Source organism: Veillonella parvula, assembly GCF_040094895.1.
Classification (GTDB): domain Bacteria; phylum Bacillota; class Negativicutes; order Veillonellales; family Veillonellaceae; genus Veillonella; species Veillonella parvula_L.
In genome coordinates, this window is the sequence record NZ_JBBNGV010000002.1 from 156615 (window position 1) to 182610 (window position 25996).

At 39.2% G+C, this 25996-nt stretch carries 25 protein-coding genes; 7 read left to right on the forward strand and 18 right to left on the reverse strand.

The annotated features are described in order from the left end of the window. Positions 1-142: 142 nt before the first annotated feature. The 11 genes from AAAT26_RS04735 to AAAT26_RS04785 all read right to left on the reverse strand — a co-directional run bounded on the left by AAAT26_RS04735 (position 143) and on the right by AAAT26_RS04785 (position 10695). Positions 143-1741 carry an NAD(P)/FAD-dependent oxidoreductase gene (locus tag AAAT26_RS04735; protein WP_278456669.1) on the reverse strand — a complete coding sequence of 533 codons (1599 nt, stop codon included), beginning with the start codon at positions 1739-1741 and terminating at the stop codon, positions 143-145. A gap of 215 nt (positions 1742-1956) precedes the next feature. Further along, on the reverse strand, positions 1957-2883 hold the full coding sequence (locus tag AAAT26_RS04740) for a CdaR family protein (RefSeq protein ID WP_012863867.1): 927 nt from the start codon (positions 2881-2883) through the stop codon (positions 1957-1959). Further along, on the reverse strand, positions 2880-3692 hold the full coding sequence (gene cdaA, locus AAAT26_RS04745) for a diadenylate cyclase CdaA (protein ID WP_004697909.1): 813 nt from the start codon (positions 3690-3692) through the stop codon (positions 2880-2882). The genes AAAT26_RS04740 and cdaA overlap by 4 nt, the downstream gene beginning before the upstream one ends. 117 nt (positions 3693-3809) lie before the next feature. Beyond that, a complete protein-coding gene (locus tag AAAT26_RS04750; RefSeq protein WP_004693881.1) occupies positions 3810-4124 on the reverse strand; it encodes an XdhC family protein in 315 nt (104 codons plus the stop codon). Continuing rightward, complete coding sequence (locus tag AAAT26_RS04755; RefSeq protein ID WP_325306341.1) at positions 4114-4842, reverse strand: XdhC family protein; 729 nt, start codon at positions 4840-4842, stop codon at positions 4114-4116. The genes AAAT26_RS04750 and AAAT26_RS04755 overlap by 11 nt, the downstream gene beginning before the upstream one ends. Beyond that, positions 4826-5638, reverse strand: a complete 813-nt coding sequence (gene yqeB / locus AAAT26_RS04760) for a selenium-dependent molybdenum cofactor biosynthesis protein YqeB (protein WP_008602932.1) — start codon at positions 5636-5638, stop codon at positions 4826-4828. Before yqeB ends, AAAT26_RS04755 begins: the two co-directional genes overlap by 17 nt. After that, positions 5635-6357: a nucleotidyltransferase family protein gene (locus AAAT26_RS04765; protein ID WP_278456671.1), complete on the reverse strand. Its 723-nt coding sequence runs from the start codon at positions 6355-6357 to the stop codon at positions 5635-5637. Before AAAT26_RS04765 ends, yqeB begins: the two co-directional genes overlap by 4 nt. Before the next feature lie 6 nt (positions 6358-6363). Continuing rightward, positions 6364-7122 carry a selenium cofactor biosynthesis protein YqeC gene (gene yqeC, locus AAAT26_RS04770; RefSeq protein WP_008715366.1) on the reverse strand — a complete coding sequence of 253 codons (759 nt, stop codon included), beginning with the start codon at positions 7120-7122 and terminating at the stop codon, positions 6364-6366. A gap of 41 nt (positions 7123-7163) precedes the next feature. Continuing rightward, complete coding sequence (locus tag AAAT26_RS04775; protein WP_060919405.1) at positions 7164-9461, reverse strand: xanthine dehydrogenase family protein molybdopterin-binding subunit; 2298 nt, start codon at positions 9459-9461, stop codon at positions 7164-7166. Next, complete coding sequence (locus AAAT26_RS04780) at positions 9461-9913, reverse strand: (2Fe-2S)-binding protein (protein WP_004693892.1); 453 nt, start codon at positions 9911-9913, stop codon at positions 9461-9463. Before AAAT26_RS04780 ends, AAAT26_RS04775 begins: the two co-directional genes overlap by 1 nt. Continuing rightward, positions 9913-10695 (reverse strand): FAD binding domain-containing protein, encoded by a 783-nt coding sequence (locus tag AAAT26_RS04785; protein WP_287510468.1) that lies wholly within the window; start codon positions 10693-10695, stop codon positions 9913-9915. The genes AAAT26_RS04780 and AAAT26_RS04785 overlap by 1 nt, the downstream gene beginning before the upstream one ends. A gap of 155 nt (positions 10696-10850) precedes the next feature. Between AAAT26_RS04785 and AAAT26_RS04790 the strand changes: the two genes are divergently transcribed. Then, positions 10851-11735 carry an epoxyqueuosine reductase gene (locus AAAT26_RS04790; protein WP_004693896.1) on the forward strand — a complete coding sequence of 295 codons (885 nt, stop codon included), beginning with the start codon at positions 10851-10853 and terminating at the stop codon, positions 11733-11735. A gap of 197 nt (positions 11736-11932) precedes the next feature. Here the strand turns inward: AAAT26_RS04790 and yfbR are convergent, their stop codons facing one another. From yfbR to AAAT26_RS04805, 3 genes are read right to left on the reverse strand one after another with little or no spacing between them, the layout of a single operon-like run. Further along, positions 11933-12523, reverse strand: coding sequence for a 5'-deoxynucleotidase (gene yfbR, locus AAAT26_RS04795; protein ID WP_287510469.1), 591 nt, complete (start codon positions 12521-12523; stop codon positions 11933-11935). A 25-nt stretch (positions 12524-12548) separates the two neighbouring features. Then, entirely contained in the window at positions 12549-13406 is an 858-nt protein-coding gene (locus tag AAAT26_RS04800) for a D-alanyl-D-alanine carboxypeptidase family protein (RefSeq protein WP_187002515.1), read from the reverse strand. Positions 13407-13431: 25 nt separating this feature from the next. Continuing rightward, positions 13432-14361, reverse strand: a complete 930-nt coding sequence (locus tag AAAT26_RS04805) for a mechanosensitive ion channel family protein (protein WP_004697944.1) — start codon at positions 14359-14361, stop codon at positions 13432-13434. Positions 14362-14536: 175 nt separating this feature from the next. On the opposite strand from AAAT26_RS04805, the gene AAAT26_RS04810 reads away from it, so the two are divergent. Next, positions 14537-15313, forward strand: a complete 777-nt coding sequence (locus AAAT26_RS04810) for an adenosylcobinamide amidohydrolase (RefSeq protein ID WP_349208934.1) — start codon at positions 14537-14539, stop codon at positions 15311-15313. A gap of 275 nt (positions 15314-15588) precedes the next feature. Here AAAT26_RS04810 and AAAT26_RS04815 read toward each other — a convergent pair whose 3' ends face one another. The 3 genes from AAAT26_RS04815 to AAAT26_RS04825 are packed head-to-tail and all read right to left on the reverse strand — an operon-like array spanning position 15589 to position 18832. Next, the gene (locus AAAT26_RS04815; protein WP_187002514.1) at positions 15589-16566 is read right to left on the reverse strand and encodes an asparaginase; all 978 of its coding nucleotides are present in this window, start codon (positions 16564-16566) and stop codon (positions 15589-15591) included. A gap of 38 nt (positions 16567-16604) precedes the next feature. Next, positions 16605-17372 carry an NAD(+) synthase gene (gene nadE / locus AAAT26_RS04820; protein WP_077708055.1) on the reverse strand — a complete coding sequence of 256 codons (768 nt, stop codon included), beginning with the start codon at positions 17370-17372 and terminating at the stop codon, positions 16605-16607. A gap of 8 nt (positions 17373-17380) precedes the next feature. Further along, complete coding sequence (locus AAAT26_RS04825; RefSeq protein WP_349208935.1) at positions 17381-18832, reverse strand: nicotinate phosphoribosyltransferase; 1452 nt, start codon at positions 18830-18832, stop codon at positions 17381-17383. A 301-nt stretch (positions 18833-19133) separates the two neighbouring features. On the opposite strand from AAAT26_RS04825, the gene AAAT26_RS04830 reads away from it, so the two are divergent. The 4 genes from AAAT26_RS04830 (at position 19134) to AAAT26_RS04845 (ending at position 24231) form a co-directional block, all read left to right on the forward strand. After that, positions 19134-20582, forward strand: a complete 1449-nt coding sequence (locus AAAT26_RS04830; protein WP_349208936.1) for an aminoacyl-histidine dipeptidase — start codon at positions 19134-19136, stop codon at positions 20580-20582. A gap of 424 nt (positions 20583-21006) precedes the next feature. Continuing rightward, on the forward strand, positions 21007-21876 hold the full coding sequence (locus AAAT26_RS04835) for a CobW family GTP-binding protein (protein WP_323723068.1): 870 nt from the start codon (positions 21007-21009) through the stop codon (positions 21874-21876). Continuing rightward, complete coding sequence (locus AAAT26_RS04840; RefSeq protein ID WP_278466969.1) at positions 21873-23408, forward strand: permease; 1536 nt, start codon at positions 21873-21875, stop codon at positions 23406-23408. Before AAAT26_RS04835 ends, AAAT26_RS04840 begins: the two co-directional genes overlap by 4 nt. A gap of 58 nt (positions 23409-23466) precedes the next feature. Then, a complete protein-coding gene (locus tag AAAT26_RS04845; protein ID WP_278466971.1) occupies positions 23467-24231 on the forward strand; it encodes a TIGR03943 family putative permease subunit in 765 nt (254 codons plus the stop codon). Between the two features lie 212 nt (positions 24232-24443). On the opposite strand, the gene AAAT26_RS04850 is transcribed toward AAAT26_RS04845, so the two are convergent. Further along, complete coding sequence (locus AAAT26_RS04850) at positions 24444-25010, reverse strand: biotin transporter BioY (protein ID WP_004693921.1); 567 nt, start codon at positions 25008-25010, stop codon at positions 24444-24446. 394 nt (positions 25011-25404) lie between these two features. Here AAAT26_RS04850 and AAAT26_RS04855 point away from each other — a divergent pair, with 394 nt between their 5' ends. Further along, entirely contained in the window at positions 25405-25992 is a 588-nt protein-coding gene (locus AAAT26_RS04855) for a PepSY domain-containing protein (RefSeq protein ID WP_004693923.1), read from the forward strand. Positions 25993-25996 lie beyond the last annotated feature (4 nt).

Genomic DNA, 25996 nt, shown 5'->3' on the forward strand with positions numbered 1-25996 from the left:
TATCTACCGTGTGTATCTTTTCAATAATTACTGTTGTGTATTATATCATAATATAGAAAGCATACCTACTATAAAGTCACATCTATATTACATAAATAGTATGAATCTATACTGTAATTCAATCCATCAGTATAATTTCCCACTAATTAGGTTTTGCGTATTTTGCCATACATAAAATGGCCGTTTCCGCACCATCAAGGGCAGCACTCATAATTCCCCCTGCATAGCCAGCCCCCTCACCCATAGGATAGAAACCTCCTACAGTAGGAGAAATGCGTTCTTCATTGCGTCCCATACGAAGCGGTGCAGAGGTGCGCGTTTCAACGCCTGTCATACACACCGCAGGATTATCGAATCCACGGATACGACGACCCCAGTATGGCAAGGCCCGCTCTAATACGGATGTGACGAACGGTGGCAAGCAATCATGTAAATCGCAATTCACGACACCTGGCTCGTAGCTATATATACTATTTTGTACACTAGGTGCTTGTGAAAGCCCTAAAAACTGCCCTACTGTTTGTGCAGGTGCATGGAAATTAGATCCGCCCAACTCATAGGCCTTTTGTTCCCATTCTCGTTGGAATGCAACGCCATCTAATGGATGAGTACCAAAGTCATCTGGACCTACGTTAACCACGATAGCACTATTAGCAACACCGCTGTTCCGAGCGTATAAGCTCATGCCATTTACGACAACGCCACCTTCTTCAGAGGCAGATGCTACTACTTGACCTCCTGGGCACATACAGAAGCTATATGCAGTACGGCCTGATTCTTTATCGTGGTATACGAGAGAATATTCTGCTGCACCGAGGCCCAAACTAGATGGTTCTACACCATATTGGGACTCATCAATTACAGCCTGATCATGCTCAATACGAACACCAATAGCAAATGGTTTTGCCGTCATTTCCACATTGCGTTTATAAAGCATTTCATATGTGTCACGTGCACTATGGCCTACACCAGACAAAACAACAGTCGTATCAATACGCTCACTACCATTAACTTCAACGCCTACGATACGGTCATTTTCAATAAATAAATCTGTTACCTTAGAACCAAAGCGGACTTCACCGCCCCATTCGATGATGCGCTCACGCATGGCTTTTACCATGGTACGCAATTTATCAGTACCTACGTGAGGTTTATGTTTATATAAGATTTCTTCAGGCGCACCAAACTCTACAAAGTATTTAGATATTTCATGTAAACGCGGATGGGTAATGCGAGTTGTCAACTTACCATCGGAAAAAGTTCCTGCGCCGCCTTCCCCAAATTGTACGTTGGACTCAGGCTTAAATATGCCCTTTTTCCAAAATGTCTCTACATCATGACTACGTGTATCTACATCTTGACCGCGTTCAAGCACGATTGGGCGATAGCCTTCACGAGCTAAGTAAAAGGCTGCAAGCATCCCCGCAGGGCCAAAGCCCATAACTACAGGACGATGAGCTAATGGTACGGACCCAAAAACAATAGGTTCTGGATCTTCTGCAGCAAATACAGATATATCCTTTTCTTTACCAAGCTTTTTCATGACTTGAGCTTCATTATGAACCTCAATGAATAGGGTATATACAAAAACAATGTTTGGCTTCTTACGGGCATCTACGGCACGTCGAACAACATGAATCGTTTCGATAGCGCCACGTAACGGGGGATATTTCTTTTCTACAATACTTTTGATATCCGACTTAACCGTAACAGCCACGCGGAGATTTATTATTCTAATCATAGCTTTCCTATTAAAGCCTCCCTTTTAGGTGAGCCTACTTCTTTAATCTTTGACCAAAATTCTTTACCACTTGATCTGTAAGAAAATAGTCATACATCTTTATTATACAACACTACTATAAAAGCTAATATATAAATCATAAAAAGGCCCTAATAGAGAAATATTCACTCTATTAGGGTCTTTGTCGCAAGATTTCAAAGCCTCATAAAAACTTATCATCCATTAAGTACTTTCTTTTGTATTTCTACTTTCACCCGTACCGTTGTGGTATTGCTATTAACACCATTCGGTAATACTAAATTATAGTTACCCTGTACAGTTTCAGTAGCACCCGACACATCAATAGGTTCTGTTTGTATTTCTGTAACGGAATCAATCATTTCTTCACGACCAGTAACCGTTAGTTGCGTTGGTGTAGCAGACGTGGATTTAACTTCATAACCCTCTGCTACTGTACCAACAGTCGGAACAGTAATAGGAACCGCCTTTTCTTTACGTAATAAGTTAAGTTCATATTGTGCTTGACCTTGGTTTGGATTAATATGTACATCTAGTACATTACCTGCCGTATCCCAAGCTTCTAAGGTACTAACAGCGCTAAAGTTCTTCGTTTGACCAGCCACATTGACTTTCATGACAACCTTGCTCACTGCATTAACTTGTTGCTTACGACCAGAAACAGTTACCTCTTTCGGCACAATCGTTACCGATTTCAAAGCAATATCATCAGAGAACTTGCCGATTGGAACTATTTCAACAGGAATCGTTTTCTCTGCATATTCATCAACATTGATGGTGATGGTATCTGGTTTAACCTCCACAAGATTCATCCCTGCCGGAGGAGTAAAATTAATAGTTACATTATTTTGACCTGGTTTTACACCAGATGCATCAATATAAGCCCGTAAATTATCTGATTTCATAGACATAATGGTATCACGTGGACCAGCCAGAACAACACGGACCACATCTGGTGCATCTTCTATGATATAGCCAGAATTGAGATTTTGAACCTGTACAGGTATTGTATAGGTTACCTCCATCACAGGATTCTGATCGCGCATAATAAAGAACCACATGACGATAGCTGCTAACAAGGATAATAATTTAGCAGGCCAATTGCGTTTCAAATGAATCATCATTTATTTGCCCTCCATTTCCACATACTAGTAATGGTTTGACGAGGGCGTTCCATAAAGGTGCGCAATGCCTCTTTAATTTGATCCTCTGGTAAATGGCGATAAATATGACCGCCATATGTATAAGAAATGGTCCCTGTTTCCTCACTGACAACGACTACAACAGCGTCAGTTTGCTCAGATAAGCCAATAGCTGCACGGTGACGTGTACCTAGTTCAGTACTCAATGTGCGGTCCTCAGTCAACGGCAACAAACAGCCCGCTGCACGGATTCGCCCATCACGAATAATGAGAGCCCCATCATGAAGAGGTGTGCTGGGAACAAAGATATTTTTAATCAACTCGCGGCTCAATACAGCATCGATAAGAATACCAGTATCTACAAAATCATTGAGACCTACTTCACGTTCAAAAACGATAAGTGCCCCCGTATGTTCACGAGACATAACGCGAGCCGCGGCCATCACTTCATTAATAGCCATATCCATTTCTTCTTCGTTTACATTTTGTGCCTTGCTGAATATTCGTCCACGCCCCAATTGTTCTAGAGCACGACGCAATTCTGGTTGGAATACAACGGGTAACGCAAAGAGAAGAACGGTCATACTTTGTTGCAAAATCCAGTTGATAACGTATAGATTTAACAGATGACTCAATAAATTTAAAATTGCCAACATAACGAGACCTTTTAAAAGAGAAACGGCCCGTGTATCTTTAAGCAATTTATATAAATAGTAAATACCAATGGCAACGATTATGATATCAACGATATCAAGAAGCCTAAAGGTATGTATAAGTGCGTCAATATGCATAAAAATAGCTCCTTATACAAAATAATAAGGTACAATCAATTCTTTGACTGTACCTTATATTTTAACTCATTTTGAGAGTACTGTAAATTTATAAACAAACGCTGAATGAGATTTTTATTAGATGTTTTGTGTTTCAATCCAAACATCCATTTGGCCCCCACAAACCATGCCTTCTTTAACAGCTACGTCATCATCGAGATGAACATCGATACGACGGTGAGCTTCTTTTTTATTCAAAGAGTCCACCGCACTTAGGCGGATTTCATTTTCCGCACGGCCGCCGCCGATAGTACCAAAAATAGATCCATCAGGAAATACAACCATAGATGTACCAGCTTTACGAGGTGTGGATCCACAGGTATATAAAATAGTGGCTACTGCTAAGGTTTCGTTTTTACGTTCACTAAGGTATTCAATAAACTCACGATTCATGGATCACTCTACCTTTCCGCAATGAGCCGCCTTTTTTACCACGCACCACTGCCAAATATTCACTAACGATAGATAATGCAATTTCCTCAGGCGTTTGAGCTCCTAAATCTAGACCAATAGGCGCATATACCATATCTAACTCATCTTGAGTCCATCCCTGCTCACGCAACACTTCAAAAGCGTGATGGATGCGTTTTTGGCTGCCCATAACGCCCATATAGGTAGGCAAGTACCCTCGTAATTGTTCTAAGCATATATTATCGTACTCATGAGCACGTGTCACAATGATAAAACCAGTATATTCATCAAGAGGTAAATCGTTCTTGAAGTTTTCTAAAGGTAAGCATTTACGTATGACACGTTCATCAAAGAATTCAGGAACTACATATTCTGGACGATCATCTACGACTGTAACACGACATCCAATAAACAACAGCAAATCTGTAATCGCTCGGCTAACATGACCTGCGCCTAATACGAGAACTGACGGATCATTTTCTACAGGTTGTACGAAACACTCCATTTCGCCTACCATGCATAGAGAATTTAGCTTTGCTTTATCTACAGTAAACCCTTCAATAGGAGTTCCGTATAGAACCCTTCCATCTTCAGCATAAATAGTCTTATCCCCTTGACGAGGACCGGATAGAACAGTAACCATCACAGTAGTTTCAGCAACCTGTAGACGATCTTTCATCACATCATAAATTGTTTCCATCTAGATTCCTTTCATAATCCCAAGCGGTAACAGCCTCTAATACACCTCCACCGACAGCAAGGGATTTATCTGAAATACTATAGCAATGAGACTCTTCACAACGAGCATCCACATCAGCCAACTTAAAATGATCTGATACGATGAGCCCACTTTTTAAAATGCCTCGTAGAATACCTGTAATTTTCGCTCTTACTGGTTCTTCATCAACATAACCAATTACTTCATTAGCTTGTACAGAATCTCCAATATGACGTTTTGCTGTAAATAGTCCAGCCTTTGGAGAATGAATAACACGCTCATGAGTGTAGCCACCTACATTTCCAGGGATACCCGTATTAGGTTGAGCTGGTCCATCATAGATACAGCGACCTAATGAATGACCACGCATCGTTTCAATGACTACATCTACATCTTCTCCAGCAATAAATCCAGGGCCCACACCGATAACGAGATCTGCATCATCCCGTTTTGTACCAAGATTCTTTTTACTCAAAATAGCATCGACTACAATCTCTGGTTTTAAAGTGTCCAATAATTCCTCATATGAGCTAGTGACAACGGGGATGATTTCCTGTGCCAATGTATCCTTCACTTCACTAAGAGACACATGACGAGCAACAAAACGTTCCAAAATCATTTCTCCACGATGAACCGCATTACCGTAACATACTTCGCGGCGAATCATGGTAGGAATCGCTATTTCACTAATTACAACGGGATAGCCCGCCCGTCTCAATCTATATACAGCGCCGGAAGCAATGTCTCCGCCTCCACGCATGAGTACCAATGGTTTCATAATGCCTCACTTTCACGATGTTTCAAACGCTCAAAATCATCGGGTGTATCGATATCGTCGCCAATATCATCACTAATCCATAATTTCACGACATGGGCTTTACCATCACCATGAATAATGGTCTTCCCCCCTTGATCCCCTTGAATCTGTTGTAAATAATCAAACCAATGAGAACCAAAGAGAACGGGATTTCCCGAGTGATAATTTGCCCCATAATGTGGAACGACGATAGTTTTCGGATGAAAGTTTTCATTAAACGCACGAATGACCTCGTGTACAACAGCACTCGTCAGAAGTGGTTGATCTCCTACTGAACAGAGAATACCGTCTAGCGGTATGGATGACGTATTCATCAAATGACGTACTCCCATCGCTATGGATACGCCTTGCCCTAGTTCAGGATGGTCATTTCGAATGGCTTCAAAACCATAGTTTGTGACAATTGGTTCTAATTTCTCATGATCATCACCAGTAACCGCCACAAAAGGTAGCCTACACGATACAGTAGAAGCCACCTGTCCACCCCATCCACCTTGAAGAGCCCCACAGACCGCATCTAGAACAGTCTTACCACGCCAGGGCAAGAGTTGCTTATTACATCCCATACGCTTGGATTGTCCTCCCACAAGGAGGACAATGCCAATATGCAAAGGATGACGGTCTATGGGGTCTCTCATGGGACTAAAAGCGGTGTTACAATTTGCTTTCATAATAGTCATGAGTACCTACCGACATTGAATAATGCGACGGATTTCACAACTTGCTTTATATCCATCAGCCAAAATGATAGCCGTAATATCACTATCAACAATATGATCAATAAAATCATCGATAATGCGATGTTGCACTGTTTCATAACCAGTACAGAATAATATTTTCTTACCTTTACTGTATTGGAATAAACCTTGCCTATGCAAAACAAGATCAGCCAACATACGAGGAGTTACAATAGCCCCCATATCGCGTTTTACAATATCTTGAACAAGCTCGATATTATGTACGTGCTCATCATCTAACGGGGCCCCTAGCATTTGTAGATTCACGAGGCCAATCGTAGTCTTTGTAAGAGATGGAATGACAGGTTCGGTCATCTTAGGTGCCTTGAGCCATTTTTCCTTCGCCCCATCTGCTTCTACAACAATTTGCCAATTGGGATGTAACTTGGATAAACCATCGATGAGATCACAATCTAAAGAGTCTACTTTTGTTCCTGTAATTCCAGCGAACCACGCACCACAATAGCCACGTAAAAGTCGGTCAGTACAATACTCATCAGCTTCATTAATATTACGAGTATAAATCGGTTCATAATGAGCCACCTGAGACTCATAAAGTCGAGTCGTAGTCGTAACTACGATGGGCTGACCTTTCAGCCGTCCATATTCTACTAGTTTTGAAAGCACAGTCGTTTTACCGCCTGCCCCAACAAGGGCAACGATTCCCGGCTGAATCAATCGATTCCAATAGGATGTTTGTGATGTCATAGAACCAGGCCTCCTTAGAAAGTAAAAAGAACTAGAAATCTCTATACTTTATATTTCTCGTCCATAGCCATAAATACCTTCTCAGGTGTCATAGGTAATGTACGAATATCCGCACCAACTGCATTTTTAATGGCATGTTGGATAGCAGGGCACCCCGTATTGATGACAACCTCACCAATAGATTTAGCTCCGAAGCCACCTGTAGGCTCGTAAGATTCTACAAAGTCTGTATGTAATTCACCAATATCCTGACGGGTTGGGATTTTATAAGTCATAAGATTGTTTGTTTCCAAACGACCATTGTTGGAATAGCGTACATCTTCATATAAAGCCATGCCGATAGCTTGTACTACACCACCCTCAACTTGAACGCGAGCCAATTTAGGATTGATAACAGTACCACAATCAACGCAAGAATAGAAATGAAGAGGAATAACCTTACCTGTTTGTTTATCTACCTTCACCTCAGCAATAGATGCCATAAATGGAGGTGGGGATGTATGACTCCCCCATGTAGCAAAACCAGACAATTGCTCCGCATTAACACCAACTAATAATTTTGGTGCCAATTGATGGATATCCATTGTTTTAGCACCATCTTTTGTGGTAGCTACAACGCCGTCAAAGTCAACGTTTTCAACGTCAGTTTCAAAGAATTGAGCGAATTTAGCAATAATCTTAGTGCGCAATTCTTCTGCCGCCATCTTAGCAGCAGTACCTGTTACATAGGTTGTACTAGATGCGTAAGACCCTGGATCGAATGGTACGATATCTGTATCTGATTCAATAACAGTCATATATTCCATAGGACAGCCGATTACTTCACAGGCCATTTGAGTCAATACGGTATTAGACCCCATGCCCATATCAGAAGACCCAGTATACAATGTATAATTACCATCGTCACCAAGGCGAATTTCAACAGATGCCACATCGATATTTGCGACACCAGAGCCTTGTAATGCTAAAGCCATGCCAAGTCCACCGCGGTAGCGCTCATCGATATCCCAAGAATGAGGGCGTTCATCCCAACGAGCCATTTCTTTTACGCGATTTACAGTATCTTGGAAAAGACCAGAATCAAGATATTCATCTGGAGCATATACTAAGCTTTGTTCACCTTCCGCTATTAAGTTCTTCTGACGTAATTCAGCTGGATCAATCCCCATCTTATCAGCTAACTGGTTTACTGCACATTCTAATGGCCACAATGCTTCTGTTGCACCATATCCACGGAAAGCACCACCCGGAGTTTGATTAGTATACACACCTTCTGTACCATAATGAACAGCAGTCGCTTTGTTGTACAAAGGTACAGATTTATGTTCGCCAGCCGTTGTAGTAGTGAAGCAATGAGTTGCATGTGCACCAGCGGCTGTGATGGAGTCCATATCAATAACTTTAATAATGCCATCTTTTGTAGCACCTACGCGGATTTTCCATTCACGAGCATGACGTGTAGTAGAGCACGTTTGTGCTTCTGTACGATCGTATAAGAGATAACAAGGTTTTTTCAATGTCCACGCTACAAAGGCCGTCATAATTTCTGTACAAGCCGTTTGTTTAGAGCCGAAACCGCCGCCGATACGAGGCTTAATAACACGGACTTTTGTGGCCGGAATACCGAGTGCACGAGCGATGTGACGGCGTACATGGAATACGATTTGCGTCGAGGATACGATAACTACACGACCTAGCGCATCTATATATCCAAAGCTTTGGAATGGTTCCATCGCTGTTTGGCGTGTGGCCTGGTCAAAGTATGTGCCTTCTGCCACGTAATCACATTTAGCAAGTTCTGCTTCCACATCTCCTACCCGTTTGTGATAGGATACGCAAATATTACGTTTGTAATCTTGACCTACAGGGATATTGTTATGAATATCATCTTCAGGATGTACTATAGTTTCATGATCGATAGCAGTGTGCATATCAAGTACAGGTTTCTGTACTTCGTATTCAACTTTGATAAGCGGCATTGCTTTAAGCGCTGTAGCTTCATCTTTTGCTACGATAAGAGCTACTTCGTCTCCAACATAGCGAACTACAGGGTCCAAAATGAGCGCATCATAAGCGGATGGCTCTGGATATGTTTGGCCTGCTAATGTGAATCGCGTATTAGGCACATCTTCATAAGTAAAAATAGCTTCTACGCCAGGAATCAATTTAGCTTTAGATGTATCAATAGATTTGATGCGCGCCTGAGCATGAGGGCTACGAAGAGCCTTAATAACGAGCGCATCTTTGGGAACAAAATCGCCAGTATAAGACGGTTTACCAGACAAAATACCTTTGGAGTCAACTTTGTCATAGGATTTTCCAATATGCTTATTCATCATTATAGGCCTCCTTCTAAGAATTTACGAACTCCTCGAAGTTGTGATTCATAACCAGTACAGCGACACAAGTTACCTATGAGGTATTCGCGAATCTCATCATCGCTAGCCTTTGGATTTTTGCGTTTCAAATTAATAGCACTCATCATCATGCCAGTTGTACAAAAACCACACTGATCTGCGCCTTCACTTGCGATACAAGCCGCTAATAATTCAGCTTCCTCTTGTAAGCCTTCTAATGTAGTAATTTTATGGCCTGGCGCACGAAATGTAGGGTATGCACAGGACAAAATAATTTCGTCATCCACCCATACAGTGCAAAGGCCACAGTTTGTAGTGTCACAGCCACAGCGGACACTGTAATAGCCAAGATTACGCAATGTATCTAGCAACATCTCATCAGTTGGCACATTAACAGTTACATTTTTGTTATTAATATTAAGTACGAGTTCCATTATTGTGCCACCTCCTTAGCTAAGCGTTGAACCATTGCTTTTACCATTTCCATGCGATATTCTTTGGACGCATGAGAGTTAGATTGATACACCAGTTCTTCAGATGCCAATTGACCTGCCTCTTTTGCGGCAGATAATCCTTTTTCTAAAAGCAAGGCACTTGCTTTAACAGCTAATTGAGGTACACCAGGTCTTGTACCGATATACAATTCAACCCCTTTTTCATCATGGCGAAGAGCACCTGTCAATAACGGGAAATCACCACGAGAAATGCGAAGGGCTTCAACAGCTACAGGTACATCTACCTTAGGGATGCGAATCTCCATGAGAATATCACGTTCTCTATATGCCATATAATCTTGCATGGACATACGACCGCCTTTGAAGGTAACGATGTCTGCATGCACTGCCAATAGCGCAGGGATGATATCAGAGAAGCCAAACTTACTTGCTACAGAACCGCCCATGGTAGCAGTATTTCTAAATTGAACGCCAAGAATCTCCTTAACGCCTTTAACTACGGCACCGCCGCAGAATTGTTGTAAAGGCTCAAAGCGTTCCACATCTCCTTGTGTCGCCATAGCGCCAATTACAAACTCCTTATCTTCTTCACGAACATAACGCAAATCAAGACTCGCCATATCAATCACTGATGGCCAAGTACGTCGTCCTAGACGCAGCCAACAGCCGCCTGCTAGCATAGGAGCAGTTTTGTTCTTTGTGGCTAATTCATAAGCCTCTTCCACCGTCTTCGGTTGTAATACTTTCATAAATGCTAACATAATCTGTCCTCTCAATGGTATACTAATACTAACAGAATTACGGTGCTAACTATAAAAATACAGTTCTCACCAAACTACAAACTTAACAAAAAACTATAAAATCTCGTGCATTTCTTATACTTTTATTTTACCAATTATTTACCACTAAATCTACGATGAAAGATATAAATTTACAGGAAATTTGCAAAGAATTACATATTTATGAATTTGGAATTGCCTCATGGCCACTACCTGAACAGGCCAAAACTATTTTATTTGAAAGCAATCCATGCCCCTTTACTACGGAAGATGTGGAGGCAAGACTACTAGGAACGACTCAGTTTATGCCCAAAAGTGCCATCGTTTGTCTATTCCCGTACCATGTACAACACAAAGGCCATGCCAATCTATCGCGCTATACATGGTCAACAGATTATCACCTGGTCATTAATGAATATTTAGAACGTCTTATTGAAAGATTACAAATAATTGATGACTCGGCTCAGTTCTCCATTCATTGTGACACCTCGCCTTTAGCAGATCGGTACATGGCCTACTTAGCAGGTCTCGGCTTTTACGGAAAGAACAACTGTTTTATCAGCCCTAAATGGGGTTCTTATGTCGTTATTGGTACGATTTTAACAACACTAGAACTCAAACCAAATGCCCCTCTTGAGCAGTCCTGTATAGGATGTAATCGTTGTATTACAGCATGCTTAGGCCAATGTTTGGGCCATGACGAATTTAAATTCGCGACTTGTAAAAGCTACTTAACTCAGAAAAAAGGAGAACTCACCGATGAAGAGGAGCAGATTCTCGCTAAAACACCACTCGTATTTGGTTGTGATGTGTGCCAAGAGGTGTGTCCTCACAACAAAGATATTCCAACTACGCCCATCCCAGAATTCCAACAGATAGAACCGTATATTAATATAGACGAACTAGAAACACTAACGAACAAAGAATTCAAAGCAAAATACGGTCATCGAGCCTTCTCGTGGCGAGGTAAAAAAATACTAATGAGAAATCAAGAGATTATAGATAGAAAAAGCAAACTATAATATTCAATAAGGCATAATAATTAACAAATACGCTTATAATAATAATTATTATTAAACAAACTAACAAAATTTGATAAAGCATTAGCAACATAATCTACAAATCTTTAAAATCAAAAAAAGACGGCCCAAATGAACTATACCTTCAAAATTGTGTCCAATTTTTGGGGTACAGTTCAAGAAGTCGTCTCTTTTAGTAGTTATTTAATTTCGTAATAGTTCAACTCATCCAAGCTTTTACCAAGAGCAGGTAGATATATTTCAAGAAACATATCTACCTCAGGCATATTTAGATTTTTCAACTTAGCTAAGATAGAGTCATGTGCCTCTTTAAACTCATCATTCCCTGCCTTGAGCTCTTTGACGCATTTCATATAGGCTGAAATTGTATCGGCAGCCTTAACGAGAGGCCATTCTGGACTAGCCTCTGCATCAACAAGTATAGGCTTATAAACAGATTGTAACCGGTCTGGCAAGGTTGATAGCATTTTTTCTTGCGCCAAAGTTTCAACCTCACCATACAGTTCCCGCAACTTTGGATCAAAATACTTGATTGGTGTCGGCATATCTCCTGTAAAGATTTCGCTCACCTCATGATACATAGCTATGACAGCTACCTTATTGATATCTACATTCCCACCGAAGTATTCATTTTTTATGGCCCCTAAGTTGTGCGCTACCATAGCCACTTCAAGGCTATGTTCTTGAATATTTTCTATTTCCGTATTTCGCATGAGGCTCCATCGATTGATAAAGCGCATGCGTTTTAAAAATGCAAAAAATGAACTCATATGTCCCCCATTACACAATAGGTCCTTAAATTACCCCACGGAGTTTAAATCCATAATCAAGGAATTGTACAGCTTCTTCCCAACGATTATCATCATTAAGCATAACTACAATCATAGTATGGCCCTTCCGTGTGGCAGACGCAATCAAACATTCTCCTGCTGCATTTGTAAAACCTGTTTTCAAGCCATTTGCACCTGGATATTTATTGCGAATAAAATGGTTTGTAGTACGAATTGTTTCTGGTGCACGGTTTTGATACGGCACCTTGTAATAATCATTAGCAACCTTGTCACGGAACATTTGGTATTTCATGCCGTACGCTGCAATCATCGCTAAATCACGAGCCGTAGAATGGTGACCCTTTTGTGTTAATCCATGAGGGTTCAAGAACACACTATTCTTTGCACCCGCTTTTGCAGCAATGCGAGTCATATCCTTAGCGAATTTATCTACAGAACCACTTACATTTTCGGCTACTACAACGGCCGCATCATTGCCACTAGCAACCATCATACCTTCAAGAACACCTTCCAATGTAATCTGATCGCCTACGCGAACCCCAAGGTTTGATTCTTCCATGCTCGTTGCATAGCTACTTATAGTAGCTAATTCATCAAGCTGTGTGCCCTTTAATTCTAAGGCAGTTAACAAGGTGACCATTTTTGTAGTACTAGCTGGATGCATCCACTTATCTGGGTTCTTTGCAAATAAAATTTGTTTTGTATCTGCATCAATTAGGACTACGGCCTCACCAACAGTAGAAGGAGGTGCAATGTATGCAGCTTGAGCAACACTAGCACCTATAAATATGATTCCTATAAAAGTTATGGCCAATACCAATTTCTTATAAAACATATGAATATTCGTCGTTAAAAGTGTCATCACTCTCGTTCTACCTTCCAGTATCTTAACTTTCAAGACTATCATCTAGTGCTACATTTGTAGCAGTTGCTTTCTTCTTTGTCCCTTTAATTTCACCTGTCGATGTATCTACATTTTGAATATATACTACACGTTGAGGATATGGAATATCGATGCCATATTTGTCGAATGCATCTTTTACATCAGACATAATGCTATATTGAACATCGAGAAAATCATTCGACTTAACACGAGCATAAGCGGCGATTCGTACAGAATTATCTCCAAATTCAGAGATACCTATTTCCATATTCTTCGGATTAAGGACACGTTTATCTGCTGCAAAAATATTTTTTAAGATTTTTATTGCCTCATGATGATCATTATTATAACCAATGTCAAACGTAAATGGGATAACCCGTTCTGTAGTATAAACAATGTTAGTTACAGCTTGTGATGTAAGAAGAGAATTAGGTATGTATACATTCTTTTGATCTTTTGTAGTAATAACTGTATACATAAATTGAATTGATTTAACACTGCCAACTACATCACCTACCTGAATAACGTGACCCGCTCTAAAAGGTTTGAAGATAAGAATTAATAAACCAGATGCTAAGTTAGAAAGGTTATTCTGTAAGGCGAGACCAATACCTAAACCAAACGCACCAAAAGCAGCTATAAAGGATGTTGTAGGAATACCGATTTGGTTTAAGCAAATCAATACTAACCCTACTAGCAAGGCATAATTAATAATTTGAGTGATAAAGCTCATTGCTGCTGAGTCATAGGAAGCTTTTGTCATAATGCGGACCGCAAATGCTTTTACCCATTTAATAGCATATCGCCCAATCCAAAATAAAATTAATGCTAATAAGATATTTCCAGCTTGTGCAAAAAACCAGTCCCTTATTTGAATTAATATATTAGCGTCTTTAAAAAGAAATTCAGAAACAGCACTTAAGAAATTAGCCATAGTAACCATCCATAATATAAATCGATACAATAACAAATATCTATCACAACATAATAGCAATATAATAACGGTAAATATATATGCTATAATTTTACATATGCATTTGCAATACGATAATAAAGATATTATATCGTTATATTCCATATATAACAATCATAAAACTAGGGAGACTTACATGTTCAAAAATCTATACGAAGCACCCCAAGAGCTTGCTACTGGAGGCTATGTAACTAGAGAGTTACACTCCGTTACGGTACACTTTGACGATATCCACTATTCTCTTTCGAGCGGACAATTAAATGGTGGCTATCACCATACGCTAGCGGTACGCAACCAACAGCTAACATATCAAATCGAAACAGAAAAAGATTTACCCGGTGGCTCTGTAGCCGATTATTTGGCTCAAGAATTTGAACATATTGATACTCCTGTTCATTTTGGTACAGCACTTCTCACGTCTGCCACAATGCATCTACACGCCTATGCCAAAGTTGAAGAACATGATACTATTGTGGAAACTATCGTGACTGCAGGCTATGAAAAAACGGCACATCGCGCAGGTACAGGCTATTGTTACGAAGAGCGTGATGGAGACTTCATAGTGCCAGGCACAATCAATATCCTCGTATTTACAAATAAAGCTTTAACAGATAGCGCTATGGTAAAAGCTATTATGACTATTACCGAAGCAAAAACCGCAGCCCTACAAGATTGGAATGTTGAAAGCGTACGACTCCATCCGTTTATTAATGAAGACATTCCTGACGCAATCACAAAAGAACGCAAAACATCTGCCACAGGTACCTCTACAGATGGTATCATCCTCACCATCGATACAAATGGAGATATCTTAACAGATGCTGGTTCCTTCTCATTATTTGGAGATACCTTAGCCAAGGCTGTCTATGTAGGCGTACAAAGAGCACTAGAAAATGCTATCGGCGCTGAATAATCCTATTTTGTAATATACAAAAATATCTAGAATGATACCCCAAAAATTATCATTCAATACCCCACTCATATATGAAAAATATAATACAAATGAAAAACCGCACATCCTAGGCGATCGGAATGTGCGGTTTATTGCATATAAAACTGTTACATATAGTATAATTTTTGAAAATGAATATCAAATTAAAATTTGAGATATTTTCTCAAATTTTTCAAATTAATTATTAGATTCAAAGAATTATTATGTTTCATATGTTCCATGAATATTATGTGCCTTTAATATTCATGGAAAAATTGTTGTAACTTTTTAAGATTTTTAGTTTTTGTAAGCCCTAGCATCAGTAAAATACGAGCTTTTTGTGGACTTAAAGTATCACATACGAGATAGTTTGCCAGTGCATCTTGTGGCACTGCAGATACCATACCACTACCGGTACGAGAAGCACGTACCGTTGGAAATTTTGCATTCTGTGTAATCTGACGTACATTTTGTGGAATTGTACCATGACCAAGCCCTGTTAAGATCAAACCGTCAGGATTTGTAGCAACTACACTCATAGGCACCATATCATCCATACCACCGTAGCAAGTCATTATAACTACACGAGGCAACTCAGATAATTTACTCACATCAAATACAGAGTCTTGCGTATGGCGTCGAGTAGACGCTTTATAATAGTGGGCAATACCATCTTGTACAATACCAAGATGTCCCACTAATGGACTATCAAAAGTCGCTACATTAGTAGTGTTGCATTTAGATACATCCCTTGCCCCATCAATATAGCCATTTAATACGACTACCACACCTTTACCTACAGACGATGGCGTTCTCGCTACTTGGATTGCTTGCAGTAAATTAATTGGCCCGTCTGCACTAATAGCACCAGCAGGTCTCATAGATCCAGTAATAACAATTGGCTTGTCTGTATGAACTGTCAGATTCAGAAAATATGCTGTCTCCTCCATGCTATCTGTGCCGTGAGTAATGACAACACCACCGATATCCTCTCGATTAACCAATTTTTGCACCAACTTAGAAAGTTCTAACCAGTGATTTACGGTAATATCGGAGCTTTCAATATTACTAAACTGAGTATATGTATAAGGACCATACGGTTTTGTGCCAGGTACAGAGGCTAAAATTTCGTCAAGGCCTAATACCCCTGCCGTATAACCTGTTAAATCCGTATTTGAAGTACCTTTTCCAGCAATAGTTCCTCCAGTACCAATCAAAGCGATTTTTGTCTCCATATTGCCTCCACTATAAATCAAGATTTTCACCCTATCAATTAAAGGTTTGGGTCAAATGACGGCATCAACTCTAATTTATGCTTATTAATTCGATTCAGATGGTCGATTCGCTCTTTTGTTGCTTGATCTTCAATTTCCCCAGTTCTAATATAATGATCCAATACAGCATAGGTAAATCCTAATTTATCCTCATCGGACTGACCGCTGAGACCATCACTTGGCACCTTATCAACTAGGTGCAATGGAATATCAAGAAGTTTTCCTATTTGACGAACTTCTTCTACTACGAGTTGTGCGAGAGGGCTAAAATCACCTGCACTATCTCCGTATTTTGTAGAGTATCCTACGTAGTCTTCAGATCCATTACAAGTATTTGCTACACGAGCACCATTTGGTAAATTTTGTCCTACTGCATAGAGAGTTGCCATCCGGAGACGAGGCGGGGTATTAATGGCAGCATCTTTAGATAAATCGGTTCTCCCCGTTACAACATCATACCCCTTAGCCTGAACGATAGCATGAGTTAGCGCCTCATAGGCAGCACCAATATTGACCGTCATGTGCGGAATTCCTAAATGATTTACCACTGTCTGAGCATCATCAATATCCGATTGCACTCCATTTGGCATAAGAACACCAACTACGCGATCTGCACCGAGAGCTTCTTTGCAAAGAGCTGCCACGATAGTCGAGTCCTTACCACCTGAAATACCAACTACAGCACTACAGTTAGGACCATTTTTACCAAAATAATCTCGAATCCATTGAATGAGGGCATCCTTTGTAGCTTGTGGATTTTCTAACATAGGCCCTCCTACTTTTTCCGATAAATACGGTTCAATAAATCCATCTTCAATTGATAGTAGCTAGGACTCATATCAAGATAGTGACGATGTGGATTTTCAAAGCGTTGCTCTTCAGGCCAAATTTCATTAGCTAATTGATCTTGCACATATGCTCGAATTTCCTCTAGTGTTGGTAAGTCCACAACTAATTTACCATCCTTGATAATAAGCTGCTTCATCTCTTTAAAAGTACAATTTTCAAAATATAATTCACGCCAAGGTTGCTCAGGATCGATATAACGATATGGTTCCTCTGTATCAGGTACCTCTCTCAACAATGTTAATAGATCTGCAATCGCACGACCTTTATCATTATAAACACGATATACCTTTTTAAGACCTGGATTAGTAATTTTCTCTACACTTTCAGAAATCTTGATACGAGGTTCCCACATACCATCTTTCTCGATGCTAGCAATTTTATATACCGCACCAAATACGGGGTCACTCTTAGAAGTAATGAGGCGTTCCCCTACACCAAAGATATCAATAGGCCCACCTTGTATTAGCAAAGATGTAATTGTATACTCGTCTAGGCTATTTGATGCCATGATTTTACAATCCTCTAAACCTGCATCATCTAGCATGCGCCGTGCTTTTTTAGCCAAATACGCAAGGTCACCAGAATCTAGGCGAATTCCTTTTAAGCGTTTCCCCATTGGCTCCAATACATCCTTTGCTACCTTAATAGCATTGGGCACGCCAGAGTTTAACACATCATAGGTATCAACAAGGAATACTGCATTATTTGGATACACTTCGGCATAGGCTTTGAAAGCATCGTATTCAGAACCATAATACATAACCCAGCTATGTGCCATAGTCCCGCTGACAGGAATGCCAAATTGTTGTCCTGCTAAGACGGTTGCAGTGGACTGAACACCGCCAATATAAGCGGCTCTTGCACCATATACAGCAGCGTCTACATTATGTGCACGACGAGCACCAAAGTCAGCCACAATACGCCCATCCGCAGCGCGAACGATGCGATTAGCTTTTGTGGCGATAAGAGATTGATGGTTCATCATAGTAAGTACTGCAGTTTCTATGATTTGTGCATCTATGAGAGGCGCCACAATTGTAATTACAGGTTCATTAGGATAGATGATAGAACCTTCTGGGAAGGCATATACATCACCGGTGAAAAAGAAATCTTTTAAATAAGCTAAAAATTCTTCACTAAAAATACCCTGACTCCGTAAATAAGAAATATCACTTTCATCAAAGTGTAAATTTAAAATGTACTCAACGATTTGTTCGAGACCACCAAAAATAGCGAAACCGCCTTTGTCTGGATTACGTCTAAAGAAAACATCAAATGCGACGCGATCCACATTTTTTAATTTTGTAAAGTAGCCATGTGCCATAGTCATCTCATAAAAATCCATAAGCATGCTAATATTGCGGCTTTCATGTTGCATTGGTTCACCAACCTTCTAAGATCTATAAAATTTAGTTAATTGTTATTCGTTATTCGTATACCCTCATTATACAATATTATTCCCATATAGCTAGCACCTAGCATAAGCTATCCTAATAATCTTTATTGTGATATAACTATATATATACAATAATAATTTATATAGTTCGTATGTATGAAAGGACCTAGTCTAGGCTGTAAAACAAGCGACCATTACACTATAATATTTTATTTTATATTATTTTAAAAAGCTTTCAATAATACATAAATGTCTATTTTACATGAGAATGAAAGGTACCATTATGGAAACAATCGTTCAAGCAAAACGCGTATTAGAAATTTTTAAAGAAATGAGCCAAATCCCTCGTGAGTCCGGCAATGAAAAAGGCATCAGCGATTACATCGTGAACTTTGCTAAAAATTTAGGTCTTGAAGTTCATCAAGACGAAATCTTTAATGTAGTTATCAAAAAAGCTGCATCTCCAGGTTATGAAAACCGTCCATCCATCATTTTACAAGGCCATATTGATATGGTTTGTGTTAAAGACCATGACTCTAACCACGACTTCTCTAAAGATCCAATCGCCAATATCATCGAAGGCGAATGGATGCACGCAGACCATACAACATTAGGTGCCGATAATGGCATGGGTGCTGCTATGATGCTTGCTCTCCTTGAAGATGAAAGCCAACAACATGGACCAATGCAATTATTATTCACTACCAACGAAGAAACTGGTATGGATGGTGCCTTTGCCATCAAAGAAGGCCAAGTAACTGGTGACTACTTACTCAACCTAGATACAGAGGTAGAACATGACTTCACCGTTAGTTGTGCTGGCGGTTGCCACGTACATGTAAAAATTCCATTGTTACGCGATAACAATCAACCAGGCTATGATGCGGGCTTATCCATTACAGTAACCGGCCTCAAAGGGGGACACTCCGGCATCGAAATCAACGAGCAACGAGCCAATGCAAACCAAGTGCTAACCCGTGTACTCTATGATATTCAACAACAATATCCTATTAGCTTAGCGTCTTTTGAAGGTGGCGTAAAACATAATGCAATCCCGTCTAAAGCAGTAGCTGTACTATCCGTACGCTCTGAAGATGTGGCAGCCATTAAAACATTGCTCGCATACCAAGAAAAACAATACCAACACGAATATAGCGTACAGGATCCAGGCCTTACATTTGTAGTTGAAGATGTTCCTACTCCTGAAATAGTATATGCAGAAGACACAACAGAAGCACTTATTACATATATCTATCTTGCACAAGATGGGGTTCATTCTGTAAGTAAGTCTATTCCAAACCTTGTAGAAACATCTAATAATATTGCTATCGTACGTGAAAATCAACATACCATTGAAATACTCATTTCTATTCGCAGTTCCAATAGCAATAGTCTTGAATTCTTAACGAAAAAAATGATGCTTCTTGCAAAAGCACTCGGCGTAACTGCAGAGCGTACAGGTGGATATCCAGCATGGGAATACGACAAAGGCTCAAAATTGGAAGAACAAGCGATTTCGCTGCATAACGAAATGTTCGATACACCAGCTAATGTAAATGCCATTCACGCAGGCCTCGAATGTGGTTTATTAAAAGGCGTATTGCCAAATACACAGATGATTAGCTTTGGGCCTACTATCGTAAGTCCTCATACACCATCAGAACGCGTTCATTTACCTTCTGTTGAAAATGTATATGTGTACCTCAAAGCATTATTAGCAAAATTACAATAAAATAAATAATTACTATATTTTTGATGTATAATTTGCTATACTATAAGCAAATAACACATCAAGTTACGAGACCCATGTAATAGTGACTCTCCAACCCTCCTACAAGTAATTCAGCCATCTCTCCAACTGAATTATCTTGTAGGAGGGATTTTTTTCATAAAAATTCCTCAACTATATAAATAAATATTTATTCATACAGGAGTATCCTTTCATATATGAACAACATGGAATGCATCGTTTTATTTATAAATAATTATGAATATCAACTACATGTGCCAGTATACTCATATATAGTATATAATCTATAAATTTCAAAAAAGGCTGTTAAACTCTGACTCATTCACTAGTCTCCATATACCCCATAGAGTATTTTCTGTGTTATCTTATAGGTGTATACTGTGTTTACATTATGCAGGAGGTATATATGATTCCAATAGTTATCATATCCGGATTTCTAGGTTCTGGAAAAACAACATTCTTACAACATATACTAAAAGAACATACATCGAAAGATAAAATTCTTATTATAGAAAACGATTTTGGTGAAACTAGCCTCGATGCTGCTAATCTTGCAAAAACAGGGGCCACAGTCCGTGAAGTAACATCTGGCTGTATTTGCTGTAGCTTACAAGGAAATTTCCAACAGGCACTACTTGATATTCTGCAAAATTACAAAATCGATATGATCTACATCGAGCCATCAGGTGTTAGCAAGCTTAGTGAAATCATCCATACTTGTAACGACGAGGACATTGCAAAATCTGCTTACATTCACGCATCGATAACGACTGTCGATGCTATGCAAGCACCAATGTTTATCAAAAATTTTGGACTTTTCTTCAAGGATCAAATCACTCATAGTGATGCGATTTTTTTGAGCCATACAGAAGATATTCAACAAACAAGCATTACGAAACGTATGATTCGCGACCTCGCGCCACATACACCAATCCATGAAGAAGCATGGGATACCATCAGTTTGCGTGATTACATCAAGCGTCTGTATCATTGTCATGATGATCACTGTTTGCACGATGAACATTTATTTATGAGTCATACCTTTAAGGATTTACGTACTCTCAGTCTCGCACAGTGGAAAACCATTTTAGAAGGCATGCCTGATACAGTGCTTCGTGCCAAAGGGATTGTACCTACTACAGAAGGCCCACACGAACTCCAGTACGGCACACATTATTGTTCGCTTTCACCTAGTGAAACTAATGACTATAGTTTAGTCGTTATCGGAACAGATTTTAATGTACCAATGGTACATAACGAAGTGTGTCAATCATGATTTCTGTTTATATCGTTACAGGGTTTATTGGATCCGGTAAAAGCACATTCATAAACAAACAATTACAATACCGAAAAAAGCTAGGCGGTACCGCAATAATCAGCGCCGAAGAAGGCAGTGAGCCTCTTATCAAAGAGCCCTTACAACTCAATGCGGATGAACTCAGTGCTATCGTTCCTAGCGATATCAAGTCTTACGAGTTGATAGCCTGTAAAATCGGGGATTATTTAAAACAAGTACAGCCAAAAGAGCTATGGATTGAGTGGAATGGCATGGTAAGCTTTCATCAACTAGAAGCCTTACTATATAGCGATATGTTAAGACACCTAGTACAAATAGAAAAGGTATTATATATTTGTACCGATCAATTTGTTTCAACCATACTCCCTGGTTTAGGTAATGATGTAATGAGTCAATTATACAGCGCAGATTGTATCATAACAGAGTCCGATACACATCACACTTTATTGCGCACCTACAACGGAGAGGCTAAAATTGTAACCACTCCCACCCCTGAAAAAGTGGAGCAGCTGTGCCGAAATTCTACATGGGGACTCATTCCCAATCTATTAGTTATTGGTGTTACAACTTATATACTGTTGGTCACAGCTTTTCGCCATGATATCCCCTATTCCATCCACCAATGCTTTGCTATAATCACGGGTCTCATCATCGAAGCCATCCCATTCCTATTGCTAGGCACGGTAGGCTCAACGATTATTCGCTATTTCGTACCACAACGAGTGCTACTAAAACTGTTAGGCGACCATTCTTGGAAAAGTTATGGGGCTGCTATGGTCAGTGGCTTTGCCTTGCCAATTTGTGACTGTGCTATCATCCCCTTATTCAAGGCACTAATAGACAGAGGTATCCCTTTATCGGTAGCCCTTTTATTTATGCTCGCTAGTCCGATTATAAACCCTATCACCATTCTTTCTACTTGGTATGCATTTCCAGACAATCCTATGCTCTCCGTATGGCGTATCGTTTTAGGATTAGGTGTTGCCTTGTTAGTAGCCCTATCGTTCCGATTCTGGCCTCCAGCCACATCTATATTGAAAGCAAGAGCACCACAGAATCTTAGCTACGAAGAAATCGTTTTAGAAACAACTAAAACTAAATATATTGATAAAAAAAGATTGTTAATCCATATGGAACAAGAGTTTTCTCAACTCTTATTCTATTTCTCCATGGCGGCAACTGTACTATCTATAGTTCAAGTGTATGGCAAACCTTGGCTTCTCAATGCAGGATTAACCTTGCCAGAATTTACAGCCATTCCAATTTTGCTGATGTTAGCATTCTTCTTCTCAGTCTGCTCTACATCAGATGCTATCATCGGTAAATCCTTGAGCACTTTATTTCCTATTAGCTCCGTAATGGGCTTCCTCATCTTGGGTCCGATGCTAGATATCAAAAATGTATATATATTAAAACAATATATGCCTGCCTCATTTATCATACGATTAAGTATAACAATTGCCGTTATGTCCTACATAGCAGCATTAGTATTCAAATTTTTTCTTAGCTAATTTACAAATTTTTATAATCATTATCTCAGTTCTTAATTAATTAAAAGGAGATGATTTCATGACATTAGGACTGAAAGATCGCTTTTCTATCGTGAAAGGTCTATTGTATCTCACCTTAGGTATCTGCTGTATTTACCTCATTGTGACAGGTCGTTATTTGAACTATATTGCACCACGTTATGAACTTTTACTAGGTATTAGTGGCGTTGCCCTTATTTTAGGAGGTCTAGCGACGATCATTTGGGCGCCTTCAAAATACTACAAGCATAACTGGAAGTCTATCGTTCCGATTATTATTCCCATTATGTTGCTCATCATTCCTCCCGTTCTTGTACCATCAACAGGCGTTCATGGTGCCGTTCGCGTAAACGATGATACTAACAATTTCGACTTTACAAACGATGCTATTGGAGAGGTTGTCACCGTTAACAGTGAAAGTAAAGAGCCAGGGATTTCCAAGGACAAAAAAGAAATCGTTTTGAACTCAGATAATTTCTATCAAACCATTGTAAAGGTTGGATCTAATGTTGATCAATATAAAGACTACACAGTTTATATGACAGGCTATGTAAACCGCGATGATAATACATTAAAATCTAACGAATTTACTATTTCTCGTATGGCTATGGCTTGTTGTATTGCTGACGTTGCCCCTATTGGCATGACAGCATATAAAACAGATGGTGATAGCTTACAAAATGAACAATGGGTATCGATTGAAGGTAAGGTTTCTACGCGAGACTTCCACGGTCGTAAACAACCATATATAGAAATTACAAAAATCAAATCTGCAGAACCTATATTAGGCTATGTGTACCCTTAAGAATTACATAAAAAACGAGGCTTAACGCCTCGTTTTTAATAGGAATGATTCTGTTGAATAAAATAATAACGTATATTTTATAATTCAATATCTATATGAATCTACAACAGATTGATTTCTTATAATAGTTATAATAGTTATAATAGTTATTATATTTTTTCTAGTTATTCTAATTATAATAGTTATTAAAAAATAGTTATTAAAACGTTCTATTAGTGCTGTAATTCTTTAATAATTCTCTTGCCAAGAGATGCTGCTACAGCGCACAAGAAAATATCTGGACCAACGGGGATTAGGAAGCATGTAATAATAACAGCTTCGACACCAATAGGCTTACCTAAATACAGATTCATAATAAAGTATAGGTACACCATGCCAAGACCATATACAATAAATAGATTTAATATGGATCCAGCTAGCAAACGTTTAAACGATAATGTATCCATTGTCTCTGCAATGCGTCCTACTGCATACGCACCAACCATAAAGCCAATTAAATAACCAAAGGTAGGTTGCAAAATATAACTAGGACCACCACCGGACGTAAAAATAGGAACCCCAACAAGACCTAATATAATATAAATGCCAACACTAGCGGCACCTAAACGACTACCTAAAACCATGCCCGCTAATGTAGTAAATAAGATTTGCAATGTAAACGGACAATTCGGTAATGGGACCCGTATGAAAGCACCAACGGCGATTAGCGCAACAAAGAGTGCTGTCATCGTTAACTGACGGGTGGTAATGTGAGTTTGTTTTGATACAGTAGAGCTCATGGTATACCTCCATTCATAACAGACCTAAGCAGGAATTTGTGCTATCAATGGAGAATAAAAGTCCAAGATAACACGAAAACAAACTACTAACTATCTAAATTAAAGCACTTGTATTTTTAATTGTCAACTATAATGATTGACTTTTAGTTTACTATATAGTCTAATATTATATATACTATGTTTTTTGTACTTTTTAATTTTGACTATAGCTAATAGTTATTATCAATAGTTCATAATAACTAAAAGATATACTCATCTTCATACAAAAATCATTTAATTTCATCTTATTTTCATATAACAAGATTAAATTATACGTAAGTAGATTGAGTAAAATCTACTTTCACAAAATCGTAACTAAACGAAAATTATAATTTGGTATCAGGAGGCATTGCTTATGAAAAATGTTAAAAAAGTATCCAAAGTACTATGTGCATTTGGCGTTAGTACAGTATTATTAGCAGGTGTAGTTGGTGCAGCTAGCAACCATGGTTACAACAACCATAGCAACTGGAATGGTGTTGGTAGCGTTGTTCCATCCGCACAAGCTAACTATTCTGTTGATTATATGGGCGCTATTACAGTATTCCAACAACAATTCCCTGGCGCTACTGTAAAATCTATTTCCTATGACGCAAAACACAATCCTTACTATGAAGTAGAAGGTTATTATGGCAACCGTGAAGTAGAAATTAAAGTAGACGAAGCATCTGGTCAAATCGTTGGTAAAGAAGTAAAAGGTTACTCCAAAGCTTCTAAAACAATTAACGTTCAAAACATCATCATTCCTGAAGTAGCTGAAACAAAAGCTATGGAAAAAGTTGGTTCTGATTTCCAAACTATGGATTGGACTGTTGAACGTGAAAACGGCAGAGTTGTATATGAATTCGATATGACAACTGGCGGCGGTAAAAATGCTGAAGTAAAAGTAGACGCTACATCCGGTAAAGTTATTAGCGCTAAAGTTAAAAACACAAAATACTAAGATT